The 15020-nt window shown below is 65.5% G+C and carries 11 protein-coding genes; 2 read left to right on the top strand and 9 right to left on the bottom strand.

Going from position 1 to position 15020, the window contains the following annotated elements:
* Window positions 1–9 precede the first annotated feature (9 nt).
* Both V5B40_RS02225 and V5B40_RS02230 read left to right on the top strand, forming a co-directional pair.
* The gene (locus V5B40_RS02225; RefSeq protein ID WP_332352964.1) at window positions 10–765 is read left to right on the top strand and encodes an AzlC family ABC transporter permease; all 756 of its coding nucleotides are present in this window, start codon (window positions 10–12) and stop codon (window positions 763–765) included.
* Window positions 755–1057 carry an AzlD family protein gene (locus V5B40_RS02230; protein WP_332352965.1) on the top strand — a complete coding sequence of 101 codons (303 nt, stop codon included), beginning with the start codon at window positions 755–757 and terminating at the stop codon, window positions 1055–1057. Before V5B40_RS02225 ends, V5B40_RS02230 begins: the two co-directional genes overlap by 11 nt.
* A gap of 165 nt (window positions 1058–1222) precedes the next feature.
* Here the strand turns inward: V5B40_RS02230 and V5B40_RS02235 are convergent, their stop codons facing one another.
* The 9 genes from V5B40_RS02235 to V5B40_RS02275 all read right to left on the bottom strand — a co-directional run bounded on the left by V5B40_RS02235 (window position 1223) and on the right by V5B40_RS02275 (window position 15019).
* On the bottom strand, window positions 1223–2689 hold the full coding sequence (locus V5B40_RS02235) for a complex I subunit 4 family protein (RefSeq protein ID WP_332353241.1): 1467 nt from the start codon (window positions 2687–2689) through the stop codon (window positions 1223–1225).
* 25 nt (window positions 2690–2714) lie between these two features.
* Window positions 2715–4220 carry a complex I subunit 4 family protein gene (locus V5B40_RS02240; RefSeq protein ID WP_332352967.1) on the bottom strand — a complete coding sequence of 502 codons (1506 nt, stop codon included), beginning with the start codon at window positions 4218–4220 and terminating at the stop codon, window positions 2715–2717.
* On the bottom strand, window positions 4217–5773 hold the full coding sequence (locus V5B40_RS02245; protein WP_332352969.1) for a proton-conducting transporter transmembrane domain-containing protein: 1557 nt from the start codon (window positions 5771–5773) through the stop codon (window positions 4217–4219). Before V5B40_RS02245 ends, V5B40_RS02240 begins: the two co-directional genes overlap by 4 nt.
* Window positions 5770–9069, bottom strand: a complete 3300-nt coding sequence (locus V5B40_RS02250; RefSeq protein ID WP_332352971.1) for a DUF2309 domain-containing protein — start codon at window positions 9067–9069, stop codon at window positions 5770–5772. Before V5B40_RS02250 ends, V5B40_RS02245 begins: the two co-directional genes overlap by 4 nt.
* Before the next feature lie 11 nt (window positions 9070–9080).
* Window positions 9081–10622, bottom strand: a complete 1542-nt coding sequence (locus tag V5B40_RS02255; protein WP_332353242.1) for a complex I subunit 4 family protein — start codon at window positions 10620–10622, stop codon at window positions 9081–9083.
* Between the two features lie 187 nt (window positions 10623–10809).
* Window positions 10810–11334, bottom strand: a complete 525-nt coding sequence (locus V5B40_RS02260; protein WP_332352973.1) for an NADH-quinone oxidoreductase subunit B family protein — start codon at window positions 11332–11334, stop codon at window positions 10810–10812.
* A complete protein-coding gene (locus V5B40_RS02265; protein ID WP_332352975.1) occupies window positions 11334–12896 on the bottom strand; it encodes an NADH-quinone oxidoreductase subunit C in 1563 nt (520 codons plus the stop codon). Before V5B40_RS02265 ends, V5B40_RS02260 begins: the two co-directional genes overlap by 1 nt.
* Before the next feature lie 4 nt (window positions 12897–12900).
* Window positions 12901–14358: a hydrogenase 4 subunit F gene (locus tag V5B40_RS02270; RefSeq protein ID WP_332352978.1), complete on the bottom strand. Its 1458-nt coding sequence runs from the start codon at window positions 14356–14358 to the stop codon at window positions 12901–12903.
* Window position 14359: 1 nt separating this feature from the next.
* On the bottom strand, window positions 14360–15019 hold the full coding sequence (locus V5B40_RS02275; RefSeq protein WP_332352980.1) for a formate hydrogenlyase: 660 nt from the start codon (window positions 15017–15019) through the stop codon (window positions 14360–14362).
* Between the last annotated feature and the right edge of the window lies 1 nt (window position 15020).

Here is a 15020-nt window from a genome sequence, read left to right on the forward strand (position 1 = left end):
GAGTAAACCATGCCTAGCTCTTCGCGCAGCGCCGATTTTCGTCGCGGCGTCTTCGACATCCTCCCGGTACTCGCCGCGGCGCTACCGATCGGCCTGTTGTGGGGAACCCTGGCGGCTGGCAAAGGTTTCACGCCTTTCGAGGCCTGGCTGACCAGTGCCACCGTTTTTGCCGGTGCCGCGCAGTTTGTCGCGGTTGATATGTGGCGCGATCCGGTGCCGCTGCTGCTGATCGTGGTCACCACGTTTATCGTCAATGTCCGGCATCTGCTGATGGGCGCTTCGCTGCAGCGGCACCTCGGCAATTTTTCCGGCCCCGGTGGCCTCGTTGCGATGTTCCTGATGACAGACGAAAGCTGGGCCTTTGCCGAGCGCAAGGTGCTGGTCGAGCCGCTGCGGCCGGCTTACTACTTTGGTGTCGCCGTGCCGATGTGGCTGGTATGGACTTCCTCCTCGCTGGCCGGCGCCGTCGCCGGGCGCTCGCTCGGTGACCCGGCGGTCTATGGCTTCGATTTCGCCTTCTCGGCGCTGTTCATCGCCATTCTCGCCGGTTTCTGGAAAGGCCCGCGCACCGGCGCAGTTCTCGCCACGAGTGCGCTCGCCGCGGCAATTGCCAAGCTGACGATCCCGGGGGCCTGGTACATCGTCATCGGTGGCGTGGCAGGGGTCATCATCGCCGCGCTCTTGCACAGCGAGAAAGACATGGGCAAGGCGGGCAAGAGGCTGACGACAAAGCCGCTGACGACGTGGGCAGCGCATGAGCGATGATCTGCTCACCGTTGCGACCATCGTCGCCATGGCGGCCGCGACTTACCTTACCCGCATCGGCGGCCTCTATCTGATGCGCGGTGTCCGCGTCAAAGGGCGGCTCAAGGCAGCTCTCGACGCGCTGCCGCCGGCGGTGTTGATGGCCGTCATTGCGCCAACCGTGCTCGCCACCGGTCCAGCCGAAACCATCGCCGCGGCGATTACCGCTGCCGCGGCCATTCTACGGCTGCCGATGATCGCGGTCGTGGCCATCGGCGTCGTGGCGGTGGTCGCGCTCAGAGCTTTTTTCTGAGGTGACATTCCCACTGGCCTGACTCGATTGAGCTTCTCGTGGTCGGTATGGTCGGTATGGTCGGTAATCCGCTTGCATTCGCCGTAGATGTGCGCCGCCTGCCAGTTCCAGGTCCGAACTTCGCGCGCCTCGTAGCAAGGACGACGAGACATCGCCGAGCGGTCCCTACAAGCCTGCCAGCGCTGCCACCCAGGCCTCGGCCGTCGGCCGCAGTAGTTCCAGTATCGGCATTGGATACACGCCGACGGCCAGAATCAGCAGCGCGGGTACCAGCAGAACGGCTTTTTCGCGCGGCAACAAATCTTCACCGGCGGCGATCTCGGCGTTGCGCAGCGGCCCGAGGAAGGCGCGCCGGAAAGGTGCCAGGAAGGCGGCGGCAGCGAGCACCGTGCCGAACAGCGCCGCCAGGCCAGCGCCGGTATGGCTGTGCAGGGCGGCGACGATGATCAGCAGTTCGCCGGGGAAGCCGCTGGTTCCCGGCAGACCGATTCCGGCCAGGCCGAAGAGCAGGAAGAAGCCCGCTAGCAAGGGCATGCTGCGCATCACGCCGCCCAGCTGCGCGATGTCGGTCGAGCCGCTGCGGCGTTGCAGGAAGGCGAGCACCAGAAAGCCGCCACCGGCGGCGACGCTGAAGTTGAGCAGTTGCAGCAGCGCGCCCTGCAGCGCCGACGCCGAGAAGCTCGCCAGAGCGAGCACCACCAGGCCGACGTGCGACAGGCTCGTATAGGCCAGCATGCCGCGCAGATTGCTGTGTGCCATCGCCGCCACGGCGCCGTAGAGGATGGCCAGAGTGCCGCAGCCGGCGAGCAGCCAGTGCAGATCGCGGGCGGCGATCGGCGCTAGCGGGATGGCCAGGCGGATCAGCCCGTAGGCACCGAGCTTGAGGCCGACAATCAGCGCGGTGATTGCTGCCGGCGCGCCCATGGCCAGCGACGGTAGCCAGGTGTGCAGGGGCACCAATGGTACTTTGGCGGCAAAGCCGACGAGCAGCAGCAGGAAGACCACGTATTGCGTGGCGACGGGCAAGGGCGTCGCGAGCAGCGTGGGCAGGTCGAAGGCCAGCGTACCCGTACTCTCGGCATGCCCGAAGGCCATGGCCAGCAAGCCAAAGAGCAGCGGTACGCCGCTGGCCAGCATGACCAGGAAGTAGCGTACGGCGGCCGTCTGCCGGGCGGCGCCGACGCCCCACAGACTGACCAGGAAATACAGCGGCAGCAGCGTGAACTCCCAGCAGAAGAAGAACAGAATCGTGTCCAGTGCGCAGAAGACAGCGAGCGTCGCTGCTTCCAGCAAGAGCAGCAAGGCGAAGTACAGGCCGGGCGAAAGTGGCGCAGCCGCGGCGCGAATCCGCCAGCCGGCGATCACTGCGCCGCAGAAAAGCAGGGCCGTGGCCGGCAGGAAGAGCAGCGAAATGCCATCGACGCCGAGTACATAGCCGATGTTCAGCCCGACTATCCAGTTCGCCGCATCGATCAACTGGAAGCCCGTCTGCTCGCTGTCGAAGGCGGCGACGATCAGCAGTGACAGTAAGACGGTCAGCAGCGTCGTGCCCAGCGCGATCCACTGCGCCCACGGCGCACGCCGCAGGAGCGCCGTCGTCAGTGCGCCGCCGATCGGCAGCGCCAGAAGCATGCTCAAGAGAGGGAGGGAAGCCAGCTCAATCATGGGTGAAATAAGCGGCGAGCGCCTGGGTCGCGCTGTCGGTCAGGTGCAGCCAGGGTTCCGGGTAAAAGCCCGCGACCAGCAGCACCAGCAGTGCGGCGCCGCCGACCGCGTACTCCATGGGACTGGTACGGGCGATGCGGCGCGCCGGCAGGTCCTTCGGCCGCGGCGCCAGAAAGGCGCGCTGAAAAGCCCACAGCAGGAAACCGGCGGCGGCGACGTTGCCGAGTGCGGTGGCGATGGTCGGCAGCGCGCCGAAAGCCTGGATCGACGCTTCCAGGACCAGGTGCACGGCATCGAAACCCGGCGTTCCCGGCATGCCGAGCAGCGCCAGGCCGCCGACCAGGAAGGCGATGGCGATGAAGGGGACGCGGTCGAAGAGGCCGCCGAGGCGGTCGAGATTGGTGGTCCCGGCGCGGCGGTAAACGTAGCCGATCATCAACAGCATGACCGTGATCGCCAGGCCGAAGTTGACCGCCAGCAGCAAGGCACCCTGTACGCCGGCCGGGTGCAACGTGAATAGACCGATGACGATCAGGCTGGTGTGGCTGACGACGGCGAAGGCCATCAGTCGGCGCAGATTCGCCTGCCGGAAAGCGAGCACTGCGGCGTAGAAGACGCCGACCATGGCGAAGGCGACGACGTAGGGCTGCCAGATGATCACTGCCTCGGCGGTCAGGGGCAGCAGGAAGCGCGCCATGCCGTAGATGCCGACCTTGACGCCGAGCAGGAGCACCGGGCCGACGGCGATCAGTCCATAGCCGGCCGAATTGGGCAGCCAGCCGTGCAGCGGAAAAAGCGGTGTGCGGATGGCCAGCCCGTAAAACAGCAGATAGAAGGCCGCCGACTGGTATTTGCTGATCTGTGGCGTTGCCAGCAGGTCGAAGAGATCGAAGCTCCAGCGCTCGCCGAGGGGGTTGGCGTCGGCATGGCTCCAGACGAGGACCACGGCACCGGCGATGAAGAGGCAGCAGCCGAAGAACTGATATTGCAGGAAGCGCGACAGTGCCAGCTTCTCTTCGCTGGCCGAAGCCCAGCGCCAGAGCAGATAGCCGATCAACGCCAGCTGCAGCGCCGACGCGGCGGCAAACCAGAGCAGGTTCATGGTCGTCAGCATGCTCATCAGAGAGGCCTCGATGAGCAGCAGCACGCCGAGCAGGTGTACCGGGGTGACCTGTTGGCGCGCCATGCCGTAGAAGGCGAGCAGCACGCCAAGCAGCGCCGTGAGCAGGATGAAAAGCACGCTGATGCCGTCGGCGGCGGCATGATAGGCGAGCAGGTCGAGCCGTTCGGCGAACTGCATGACGCTGCTCGAGACGTCGATGCGCCGATAGAGGTCGAGCGCCAGGAACAATTCAGCGACCGCAAACAGGCGGCCGACGGCGACCGCCAGGCGAGCCTTGCGCAGGAGCAACAGCGCCACGGCGCCGAGCAGCGGCAGCAACTGCAGCATCGCCAGCAGCGGGTAGCCGGCCAGCGCCGCCCAGTGCACTTCATTCATAGAATCACCACTATCGTCGCCATCACCATCAGCATCAGGTAGCGCGGTTGTTCGAGCAGCAACTCGATGGCATCCGCGTAGCGGCCGATACGGCGCAGTGGTTTCATCATCGAATCGTTGCCGCGCAGCAGCAGACGGTTCTCGATGCGCTGCAGCCATTCGGCAAAGGCGAACAAGGCGCGACCGGCGAAGCCGTGGCCGCCAATCAGTTCGTCCGTAGCCGTGGCATGGTTTGTGGCGACTTCGTGATCGGCGCGTGGCGTGCCCAGCAGGGGATCGATGACCTGTTCGTCGAGGCTGCGCACGTCCCGGCCCAGCGCCAGCGTCGGGCGGCTCAGCAGGCTGCTCGCCAGTGCCTCGATCCAGAAGCGCTGCAGCGCCGCGCTATACAGCCAACTCTGCCGGCCCAGCCACTTCGGCACCGGGCGCGCCGGGCGGCGGACCAGATGCATGTAGGACGGCGCGAGCAGAAACTGGTAGGCCCGCCAGGCGGCGTGCAGGCCGGAGTAGCTGGCGGCCAGCCAGAACAGGCCGAAGCCGCAGAGCGCGAACATCAGACCGACCTGGGTCACCGTCGAGAAGATCAGCGCCGACTTGACGTCGCTCTGCACCAGGGCGCAGAGCCCGCCGTACAAGGCCGTGGCCAGACCGACGACGAGCAGCAGCGCCATCATGTCGGGCACCTGCAGCAGCAGTCCCTGCAGACGACAGAGCAGGAAAACACCGGCGTGCACCATCAGCGAGCCGTAGAACACCGCCGACGACGGTGTCGGCCCTTCGAGCGCACGGGCGATCCACGGCGTGAACGGCAGCTGCGCCGACTTGACCACCGCCGCGAGCACGAAGCCGGTGGCCAACAGGCGTGCGCTGACCATGCTCAGCGTCCCGTCGCCGCTCAGCGCGGCCCATTCGACGCTGCCCACCGACCATACCGCGAGGCCGATAGCGAGCAGGAAGCCGGCGTCGCCGATGCGGTTGACGACGAAGACGAAGAGCGCGTTGGCAGTCGCCACGGGTCGCTCCCAGGCGTAGGCGATGAGCAGCCAGGAGCTGATGCCGGCCAGCTCCCAGCCGACGAAAGCCAGCACCGCGTTGCCGGCCAGGACGATCAGCAGCATGCCGGCGAGAAACAGGCACATGCCGAGGAAGAAGCGCGGGAAGGCGCGCTCGCGGTGCAGATAGGTGGCCGAGAAACGCAACGCGATCCAGGCGATCAGTGCCACCAGCGTGGCCATCGGCAGGCTGTAGGCGTCGAGAGCAAATGACAGGCCAACCTGCGTCAGGCCGATCGCCAGCCATTCGCCGCTGCGCAGCGTCTCCGGCACGCCGTCGAGCAGTGCCGCCAGGTCGAAAAGCAGCAGCAGGAGCAGGGCGCCGAGCGCCGCGCCGCTGGCCAGCCCGGCGGTCAGCGGCTCATGGCGGTCGCCGTGCTGTCGGCAGAAGAGCATGCGCATCCCGATCGCCGCCGCAGCGAGGAGTGGCAATAGCGGTACCAGCCACACCAGACGCATGCAGTCGGCGAGCATGCCGAGCATCCCTTCGAGCGTGTTCATGCCGCCGCCACCCGAGGCTGCCGCAGCAGGGCGGGCGGCAGGGCTTCGTGCCGGCCGGCGAAGCAGTCGAGCGAGCGCTCGATTTCGGTGATGCGCGGCGTCGCTTCCGCGGTCGGGTCAGGGTGCCAGGCCTGCCAGCCGCTGGCCGGATCGAAGAGGTGAATGGCCCCGCTTTGCGGGTGCTTGGCGGCCAACACGACCCAGCCGTTGCCGACCAGTTCCTGCATCGGCGGCTGCCGCTGGTAGATGGAGGTGAGCAGTTCCGTCGTCTGCTCGACGACGACCAGCAGGCGCATCGGTTCGTGGATCTCGATCATTTGCAGCGGCAGGCCGGTGCGCAGGTCCGAACTGGCACCCTGCATGACGCCGAACAAGCCCGCCAGGTTGTGCATCACCTTGCTGCCGCAGCCGAAGCCTTCGTTATCGACCGTCGAGAAGTAGTACTCGAGGTTGATGCCAGCGCCAACCGGGCCGGCGGCAAGCAGGGTCGCTTCGAGGATGCTGCCTTCGAGGTCGGGCAGCGGATCGTAGGAAATCAGAAACACGCGGCGATCGAAAAAAGCGCGCCGGCTCATCGTCCGGCGACCGATGAAGGCGCTGGCAATGGTGGCATGGCCGAGTTCGGGTCGGGCCTGCGCGATATCCTGGCAGCGCTCGGCGAGATGCTGTCGTGCCCGAGCGGGCGAGGGAGAGCGCGGCGCCGAGGCAAAGCGGCGGCAGCGCTCGACGGCGTGCAGGCTGGTGGCCTGCGCACAGTCCCGGCGCATGGCCGCGAAAGCGTCCTGGTGGCTGGCCGGCAGATGTTCGAGGTCGTACCAGAGGTAGCTCTCGTCGCAGGTATTGTGTTCGGCAGCGACGAAGACCGTCGTCGCGGGAATCTGCAGGCCTTGTTCGGCAAGCCGGGCGCGAATCGTCGGGCGGTTGGCCAGGGCCGCAAAAACGCGCGCATTCGGGCCGCCGTGCCGGCCGGAGCAGGCGCCGCAATCGTAGGCCGCCAGATGCGGGTTGTTACGACTGTCCGAACCGTGGCCGACGATCAACACCAGTGGCGCGAAGTCCCCGGTCAGACCGATGCTGCGCAGGAAGCCGCCGACGCGCGCGACCTGTTCTTCCTCGCTGAAGCCCGGGCGAGGCTCTTCGGCAGTGGCAATGCGACAGGCTTCGCTGCCTTCGGCAGTCAGTTGTAGCGTCGCTGCCAGAGGCTGGTCGAAGGTGTCGCGCTGGCGCGCGAGCGCCGCACCGAAGCGCGCCGGCGCGAGGGTTCTGGCGAGCAGAGCCAGCAAGGCGACGGGGGCGGCGGCGGCGGTCAGCAGCGCTGCCTGCAGCCAGCCGCGCCGGCTGCCCTGATGCAGGCGCTCGCGCCAGGCGAGGCGCAGCTTCCGGCGCCGCTGATGCGCTTGCTGTGCCGCCTCGCGGCCGCTCGGCACTTCTTCGCGAATGGCGTTCGTCGGTCGTACGACGATCGGGCACAAGGCGCTTGGCGCCTCATCGTCGAGGCCTTGCCAGAGCATTGGCACGCCAAAGAAACCGGCGGCGCCGAAAGTCTCGAAAGCCGGATTGACTTCTTCGAGGTGGCGGCGCGAACCTTCCTCGCGATCATCCATGCAGAACACGAACTGCGCTTCGGCTTTGCCGGCCAACGCCGCGGCGCGGCCGTGATTGGCAGCCAGCGCAGCGAAGATCTGCTGCCGATAATGGTGTTCGTAGGCCAGCAGCCAGACCTGTCCACGCTGGTCGCGGCTCAACGAAGCGGCACAGTCGAGCAGGGCCTGCGCGTCGGCCGAAGCGATCTCGCGCAGTTGCCGCCCGCCCAGGCCCAGTCGTTGCGCGAGAACGAAAAGCGGCCAGGCCGCCAGCGTCGTTTGCTCGTCCTCGAAAAGCTCGCCGTCTCGCGGCGCCGAAGAACCGCAAGCGGAAAGTGAGGAAAGCGAGGACAGGCGGGTCGCAAATTCCCGCCAGTTGGCTGGCGCGTCGCTCGCCGGCGACGCCAGACAGGGGGTCACCGCTTCAAGCAGGTCTTCGCTCAGTCCTTGCTTGCCGAACGCGTGTCGTACCTGCAACTCGGCGGCGTTGGCGGCGAAATAGTCCCCCAGCGTCGCCAGGCTGAGCGGCAAATCCCAGATGCGGCGAATCAATTGCTCGCCGTAAAGCCGTTCGAGTACCAGCCGAACGGCCAGGAAATCGGCCAGTGAGACCGGCGGCTCACCGGCGCGCGGATGCGCTTCGCGCCAGCAGCACATACCGGCCCAGCCGGGCAGTTCGAGCACCAGCCGTTGCAGATAGGCGTCCCAGCTCGCGTCCTGAATACCAAGTTCCAGTAGCTCGCCAATGATCGTCAGCAGCGGGTCGTCCGGCAGTTGCGCAATTTCTTGCCGTGCGCCGACGAATTCGTCAAGTTCCCAGGTCCAGTCGCTGGCAGCACTCTGCCGCCACGCGGCATAGAAGCCCTGCGTCAGCGCCGCGTTTCGCCACGCGGCAAGGCCCTGATCCAGGTGCGCGCCGAGATGGCGAATCAGGCTGGCGTGCAGCGTGTCGCGGAGATCTTCGCCGCTCAGGTGGGCGAGCAGGGTGGCCAGGGTCCAGCGCTCGCCGAGGCCTGTGCTCAGTTCCTGCCACAGTGCGCTGGCGGCTTCTGGAGCGGGCTGACCACTCGGCGCTCCCGGCCATTGCGGCCACTCGTCAGCGGCCGCGCTGGCCAGCCTTGGCCTTGCGATGGGCCCTGGCTGCAGAGCACAGGCGGCGGCCCAGAGATCGCTCACCGCCGCCGCTTCGTCGAATCCTTCAGCCTTGGCGGCTGCCAACAGCACTTGCCGCGTCGCCGCGTCGAGATCGCTTTGCCAGCGTGCGAAAGCCGCGTGTTCCTCGCCATGCCAGCGAATCTGCGCCGCTGACAGTTTGCTCGGCGCATGGCGCAGCGTCGCCTGCAGGATTTCCCCACGGCACAGTTCGCGGCTCCCGACGGCGAGCAGCTTCTCGTCGCTACGCGCTGCCGGCAATTGCCGCAGAGCGGCGTCGAGGTCGCTCGCCGTTACTCGCCCCTGCCGGTAGAGATCGCGACAGCGGTCTTCGTCAAGCCAGGTCTTGGCGCCGGTCAGTCGCGCGGCCTCGCTGCAAGCTTCGGCAAAGGGCAGGTGCTGAAAAGCATGCAGGGTGTTGTGATGGACGAAATCACGCAAGGGCGCCTGTGCCGGCAGGACGTGTTCGAGCTGGGTCAGACAGCGTCTGATCCGCGCCCGGGCGTCAGTCGACGTCGCGTTTGCGCTGGCCGCTTCCGGCGCTAGGAGGGGAGTATTCATCCGCTGCGCACTCAGCCTCCGAACTGCTGCGCCAAGCGGGCGACCGAAGAGGACATCAAGCCGAGCAGCGGCGCCGGGTAGAACCCGATGATGACGATCGCGGCGCTCAACACGCTGGCGGTCACCGTCTCGCTGCGGGTGAGGTCGGCGAAAGTCGCGACGCCGGCGGCTGCCCCGGCGAAAGGCCGCTCAGGACCGGTCGACAGCCGGCGAATGGCGCGCAGGGCGTAGGCTGCCGAGATCAATACGCCAATCGACAGCACCGCCAGCCAGCCGCCCCAGCGACCGTAGGCGCCGATCAGTACCTGCAGCTCGGCGATGAAGCCGGCACTCCCCGGCAGGCCGACCGATGCCAACAGGGTGAGCGTGATGAACACCGCAAAGCGTGGTGCCGTCCGGTTCAGCGAACCGTAGGCCGCGAGCTCGCGCTGATGGGTGCGCTCGTAAAGCAGGCCGATGAGCATGAACAGCAGCCCCGCCGCCAGTCCGTGCGCCACCATCTGTGTCACCGCGCCGTTCAGCCCGGCTTCGTTGAGGGCGGCGATACCGAGCAGCACGACGCCCATGTGCGAGATCGAGGAGTAGGCAATCATCGCTTTCAGATCGGTCTGCCGCCAGGCGAGGACTGCACCATAGATCAGGCTGAGCAGCGCCAGGAGCGCCAGCCAGTCCTGCAGCGCCTGCGCCGCTCCCGGGAGCGTCCATACCGCGCGGATCAGGCCGTAGGCGCCCATTTTGAGCAGGATTCCGGAGAGCAGGACCGAGATCGGACTCGGTGCCTCGACGTGCGCCAGCGGCAACCAGCCGTGCAGCGGAACGATCGGCATCTTGACGCCGAAGCCAAGCAAGAGCCCGAGAAAGACCAGAATTTGCGTTTTCTGCGGCAATTGCGCGCTGCCGGCGGCCATGTCGTCCATCGCGAAACTGTGCCCGGGGGCGACGTCGTAGAGCAGCAGCAGCGCGATCAGCATGAACACCGAGCCGCCGAGCGTGTACAGGACGAAGTTGAGGGCCGCGCGGTGACGATTGGCTCCCCCGAGACGGTCGATGAGGAAAAACAGGGGGATCAGCGTCAGTTCCCAGAAGACATAGAACAGCGACCAGTCGCGCGCGGCAAAGACCATCAACATCGAGGTCTCGAGGCCCAGGATCAGCGAGAAGTAGAGCTTGGCGCCGTTGCGCACGGCGGTCGAGGTGAAAATCGCGACGAAACACAGGACCGTTGCCAGCAGCAGCATCGGCAGCGAAATCCCGTCGACACCGAGCGCCAGGTTCGAGCCAACGCGCGGGTTCCAGGGGCGGGTCTCGAAAACTGGATGTCGCCGATTGGCGGGTCGAAGTCGAGTAGCAAACGCAGGCGCAAGAGCACCGTCGCCGCGGCCACGCTGCTCGCGACATGGCGCAGGAGGTCGACTCTGCGACTCGGCAACAGCAACAACAGACCCGCCCCGAGGAGTGGCAGCAGCAACAGCACTTTCAGCATGGACACGTGGCGGCGCCTTATGGCGCGGCAGCTCCCCCCCGGAATTGTTTTTCTCGCGGGGAGTGATTATGCCATCATCGACGAGGGTTTTCGCCTCGTGAGTTGTCCTTCAAGCTGCGGCAGCGAACACCAGCGAGGCGATCAGCCGAAATCTTCGCCTCCGTGGCCGACGCCAAACGCTGTTCGAAGTCCCCCGCCACGGCGTCTACGGCCTTTACGCGATGCTTGGCACTTGCCGATGCAGGGCTGCTGCGTCTCTATCCTGGCGAACTCCTGCATCGTCGCACCGCGGTCAGTATCCCGCGCAGGATCTCGAGTGGCGGCGGCGGGCAGCCGGGCACCGCGAGATCGACCGGAATGACATTGGCCACACGCCCGCAGCTGGCGTAGCTGTCGCCGAAAATTCCGCCGTCACAACCACAATCGCCGACGGCAACGACCAGCTTGGGGGCAGGAGTCGCATCGTAGGTGCGGCGCAAGGCGAGCTCCATGTGCCGTGAAACGGGTCCGGTGACCAACAGCATGTCGGCGTGACGTGGGCTGGCGACGAACCTGATGCCGAGTCCTTCGATGTTGTAGTAGGGGTTGTTGAGGGCGTTGATTTCCAGTTCGCAGCCGTTGCAGGAACCGGCATCGACCTGGCGAATGCTCAGCGCCCGGCCGATAATGTCCAGGAGTGCGTGCTGAATATGCTCACTTTCCACGCGCAAGTCATTGCTGAACTCGGGTGGCGCTTCACTGCGGAGGCCGTTTTTCGCGATCTGTTTGACAATGCGCCACATCAGAGGTCGTGTCCCGAGTAGCTGAGGTTGAAGGACTTGTTGATCAGCGGAAAATCAGGAACGATGTTCCCCATGACCGCGTGTTCCAGTACCGGCCAGTTCTGCCAGGATGGGTCGTGGACGTGACAGCGGCGGATACAGTTGGCGCCCTGTGCGCCATCCCATTCGAGAGCGACGAAGATCTCGCCGCGCCAGCCTTCGACCCAGCCGGCGCCGAAGGCCCGCTTGCTCGGCAGCCGCAGTTCGCCGCGCGTCGGGCCGTCCGGAAGTCGGGCAAGCAGCACGCGAATAAGCCGCAGTGATTCCAGAACTTCGTCGAAACGCACGCTGACGCGAGCGGCAACGTCGCCCGTGCGCTGCGTCGCGATGTTTACTTGCAACTGCTCGTACGGCGCCCAGGCCTGATCGCAGCGCAGGTCCGCGGCCTGGCCGCTGGCGCGACCCGCGAGGCCGGTGAGCCCCAGTTGATTGGCGAGTTCCGGCGATACCTGACCGGTGGTGAGGAAACGGTCCTGCAGGCCGGCATGCTCGTCGTACACGCGATGCAACTCCCGCACTTCACGCTCGATCAGCTCGCACTGGCCGACCAGGCTGGCGGCAGTCGCCGGAGCGACATCGGTCGCCACCCCACCCGGGACGATACAGTCCATCATCAGACGGTGACCAAAAACCTCATTCGAGAGGCGAAGCCAGTCTTCCCTGAGGCTTGAGAACTGGGCCAGCCCGAAGGCGAATGCCGCATCGTTGCCGAGTGCGCCGAGGTCGCCGAGGTGGTTGGCTACCCGCTCGCGTTCGAGCAGCAGCGCGCGCAGCCAGGTGGCGCGCCCGGCAAGCTGGCAGCCGGCCAGAGATTCCAGCGCCATGCAATAGGCCCAGGCGTAAGCGACAGTCGAATCACCCGAAATCCGCCCGGCCAGCCGATGCGCCTGGAGCGGGGAAAGCTCGGTAAAACGCTTTTCGACCCCTTTGTGTTTGTAGCCCAGACGTTGCTCCAGGCGCTCGACCTTCTCGCCGACGACGGAAAAACGGAAGTGCCCCGGCTCGATGATCCCCGCATGCACCGGTCCGACAGGGATCTCATGCACGCCGTCGCCTTCAACGCGAACAAAGGCATAGTCGGTCACTGCTCTCGGCGTGGCGGCGCCTTTCTGCGCAGTTTCCCGACGTAGCGGCAGGTAAGCCTCTGGCCAGGCACCGTGGTTCAGCCATGGTCGTCGATCGCTAGCGCTTTCGGCTACGACGCCGAGCAGATCGGCCGCCGCCCGCTGCATGCGGCCTGCGCAGGGAAACAGTGGCACCAGGTCGGGATAAGTGCCAGCCCGCTCGGCGAGCGGCAAATCGAGCCACAGCAGACCTTCCCCAAGCGCATAGGCCGACGATATGGCCAGGCCGCCAGACGCCCCCTGCGTGCGATCGGACGCCCAGAGAGCAACTAGCCGACCGCCGGTCTCGGAAATTGCCCGCGCAACTACCTGCCAGGTTTCGGCGCGCACTGTCGCGCGCCACATCGGCAGGGGTGCCGGCAGGCGTTCGCAATCGAGATTGAAGCCGGCGATTCGCATCGCCTCAACCGCCCATCATGGCGGCTGCCTGACGATACCATTCGTGCAGGTACGGCGGGATGTACAAGCCCAGCATCAGCCCCAGACCAAGGTGCGCGAACACCGGCAGCAGCGCGGGCGCGTGGCCCAGGGTCTTCTTGAGGGAGGTTTCGCCGAAGACCATCGGCTGGACGCGGCTGAAGACGGCGGCGAAAGCCACGCCGAGCGCCAGCAGCAGAAACGGTGTCGCCCAGGCGTGGTCGCGCATGGCCGTCGTGAGGATCAGGAACTCGCTGGCGAAAACGCCGAAAGGTGGCATGCCGAGAATGGCCAGCGAGCCGAGCATCATCCCCCAGGCAAGCCGCGGACTGACCTTGATGAGACCGCGGATGTCCGCCATGTTCTGCGTTCCGGCCTTCTGTGTGGCATGCCCAACGGCAAAGAAAATTGCCGACTTGATCAGTGAATGCACCGTCATGTGCAGCAAGCCGGCGTAGTTGGCAATCGCGCCGCCCATGCCGAAGGCGAAGGTGATCAGTCCCATGTGCTCGATCGAAGAGTAGGCAAACATGCGCTTGACGTCCTTCTGTCGTGACAGGAAGAACGCCGCCACCACCACCGACAGAAGCCCGAAGCCCATCATCAGCTGTCCGGCGAGGGCGTTTCCCAGCGCCCCGTCGGTGAGCACCTTGCAGCGCAGGAGGGCATAGACCGCGACGTTCAGCAGCAGGCCCGAGAGCACGGCGGAAACCGGCGTCGGCCCTTCCGCGTGCGCATCCGGTAGCCAGTTATGCATGGGTACCAGTCCGACCTTGGTGCCGTAGCCGATGAACAGGAAAGCGAAAGCGAGGGTGATGATGGTCGGATCGAGCTGTGTCTTGACCGCGTCGAGATTGGTCCACAGCAGGGCGCCAACCTGGGTGCCGATCACCTTTTCAGCGGCCATGTAGAGGAGGACGGTGCCGAAAAGGGCCTGGGCGATACCGACGCCGCAGAGGATGAAGTATTTCCATGCCGCTTCGAGACTGGCTGCGGTCCGGTACACGCTGACCAGCAGCACCGTGGTCAGCGTCGCCGCTTCCATGGCCACCCACAGGATTCCCATGTTGTTGGTGGTCAGGGCCAGCAACATCGTGAAACTGAACAGCTGATACATGCTGTGATAGAGCCGCTGCCGCTGCGCTGTCATTTTGCCGTGGTCGTGCTCGATACGCATGTAAGGCCGCGAGAAGATGGCCGTGGTCAGTCCGACAAAGCTGGTCAGGGTGACCAGAAAGACGTTCAGCGGGTCAACGAAGAACTCGTGCTGCCAGGCGAACAGCGGCCCATCCGAGATGACCTCGACGGTCAGCAGGCAGGTAGCGATGAAAGTCGCGAGGCTGAACGCGACGTTGATTTCGCGCGCGCTGTCGCGCTGCCCGGTAAACGCCAGAACCAGACTGCCAAGCAGCGGAATGCCGAGAACATAGAACAGCGTTGCCAAGTCAGTCCTCCTTGAGCTTTTCGAGGTGGCTGATGTCGAGACTGTCGAATTGCTCGCGAATCTGGAACATGAAAACGCCAAGAATCAGAATGCCGACCAGTACGTCGAGAGCGATGCCGAGTTCAACGACCATCGGCATGCCGTAAGTGGCCGAAGTGGCGGCGAAGAAGAGGCCGTTTTCCATCGACAGGAAGCCGATCACCTGCGGCACGGCTTTCGCACGGGTAATCATCATCAGGAACGAAAGCAACACGCAGGCCAGCGCTATGCCAAGCGTGCCGCGGGCAATAGTTGCCGACAGCCTGGATATCGGCAGCGCCAGGTCGAAAGCGAAAATGACGAGCACGATGCCGATGATCATCGTCGTCGGTATGTTGATCAGCGTTTCGACGTCCCAGCGCACATTGAGGCGATTGATGACCCGATGTAGCAGCAAGGGGATCAGAATCACCTTGACGACCAGAGTGATGCCGGCCGACAGGTAGAGGTGCGGTTGGTCCGTCGCGTAGCCGACCACCAGCGTCGCCGCAACCAATGTTGCACCTTGCGCGGTGAACAGGTGGATCAGCGACAGAATCCGCCGCTGCGAGATCATCGCGAAAGCCAGGATCAGCAGCGTTGATGCCAGGAGATTGATCAGCTGGGCGACGAAATCGCTCATC

It is taken from the genome of Candidatus Accumulibacter meliphilus (assembly GCF_036625345.1).
GTDB lineage: Bacteria > Pseudomonadota > Gammaproteobacteria > Burkholderiales > Rhodocyclaceae > Accumulibacter > Accumulibacter meliphilus.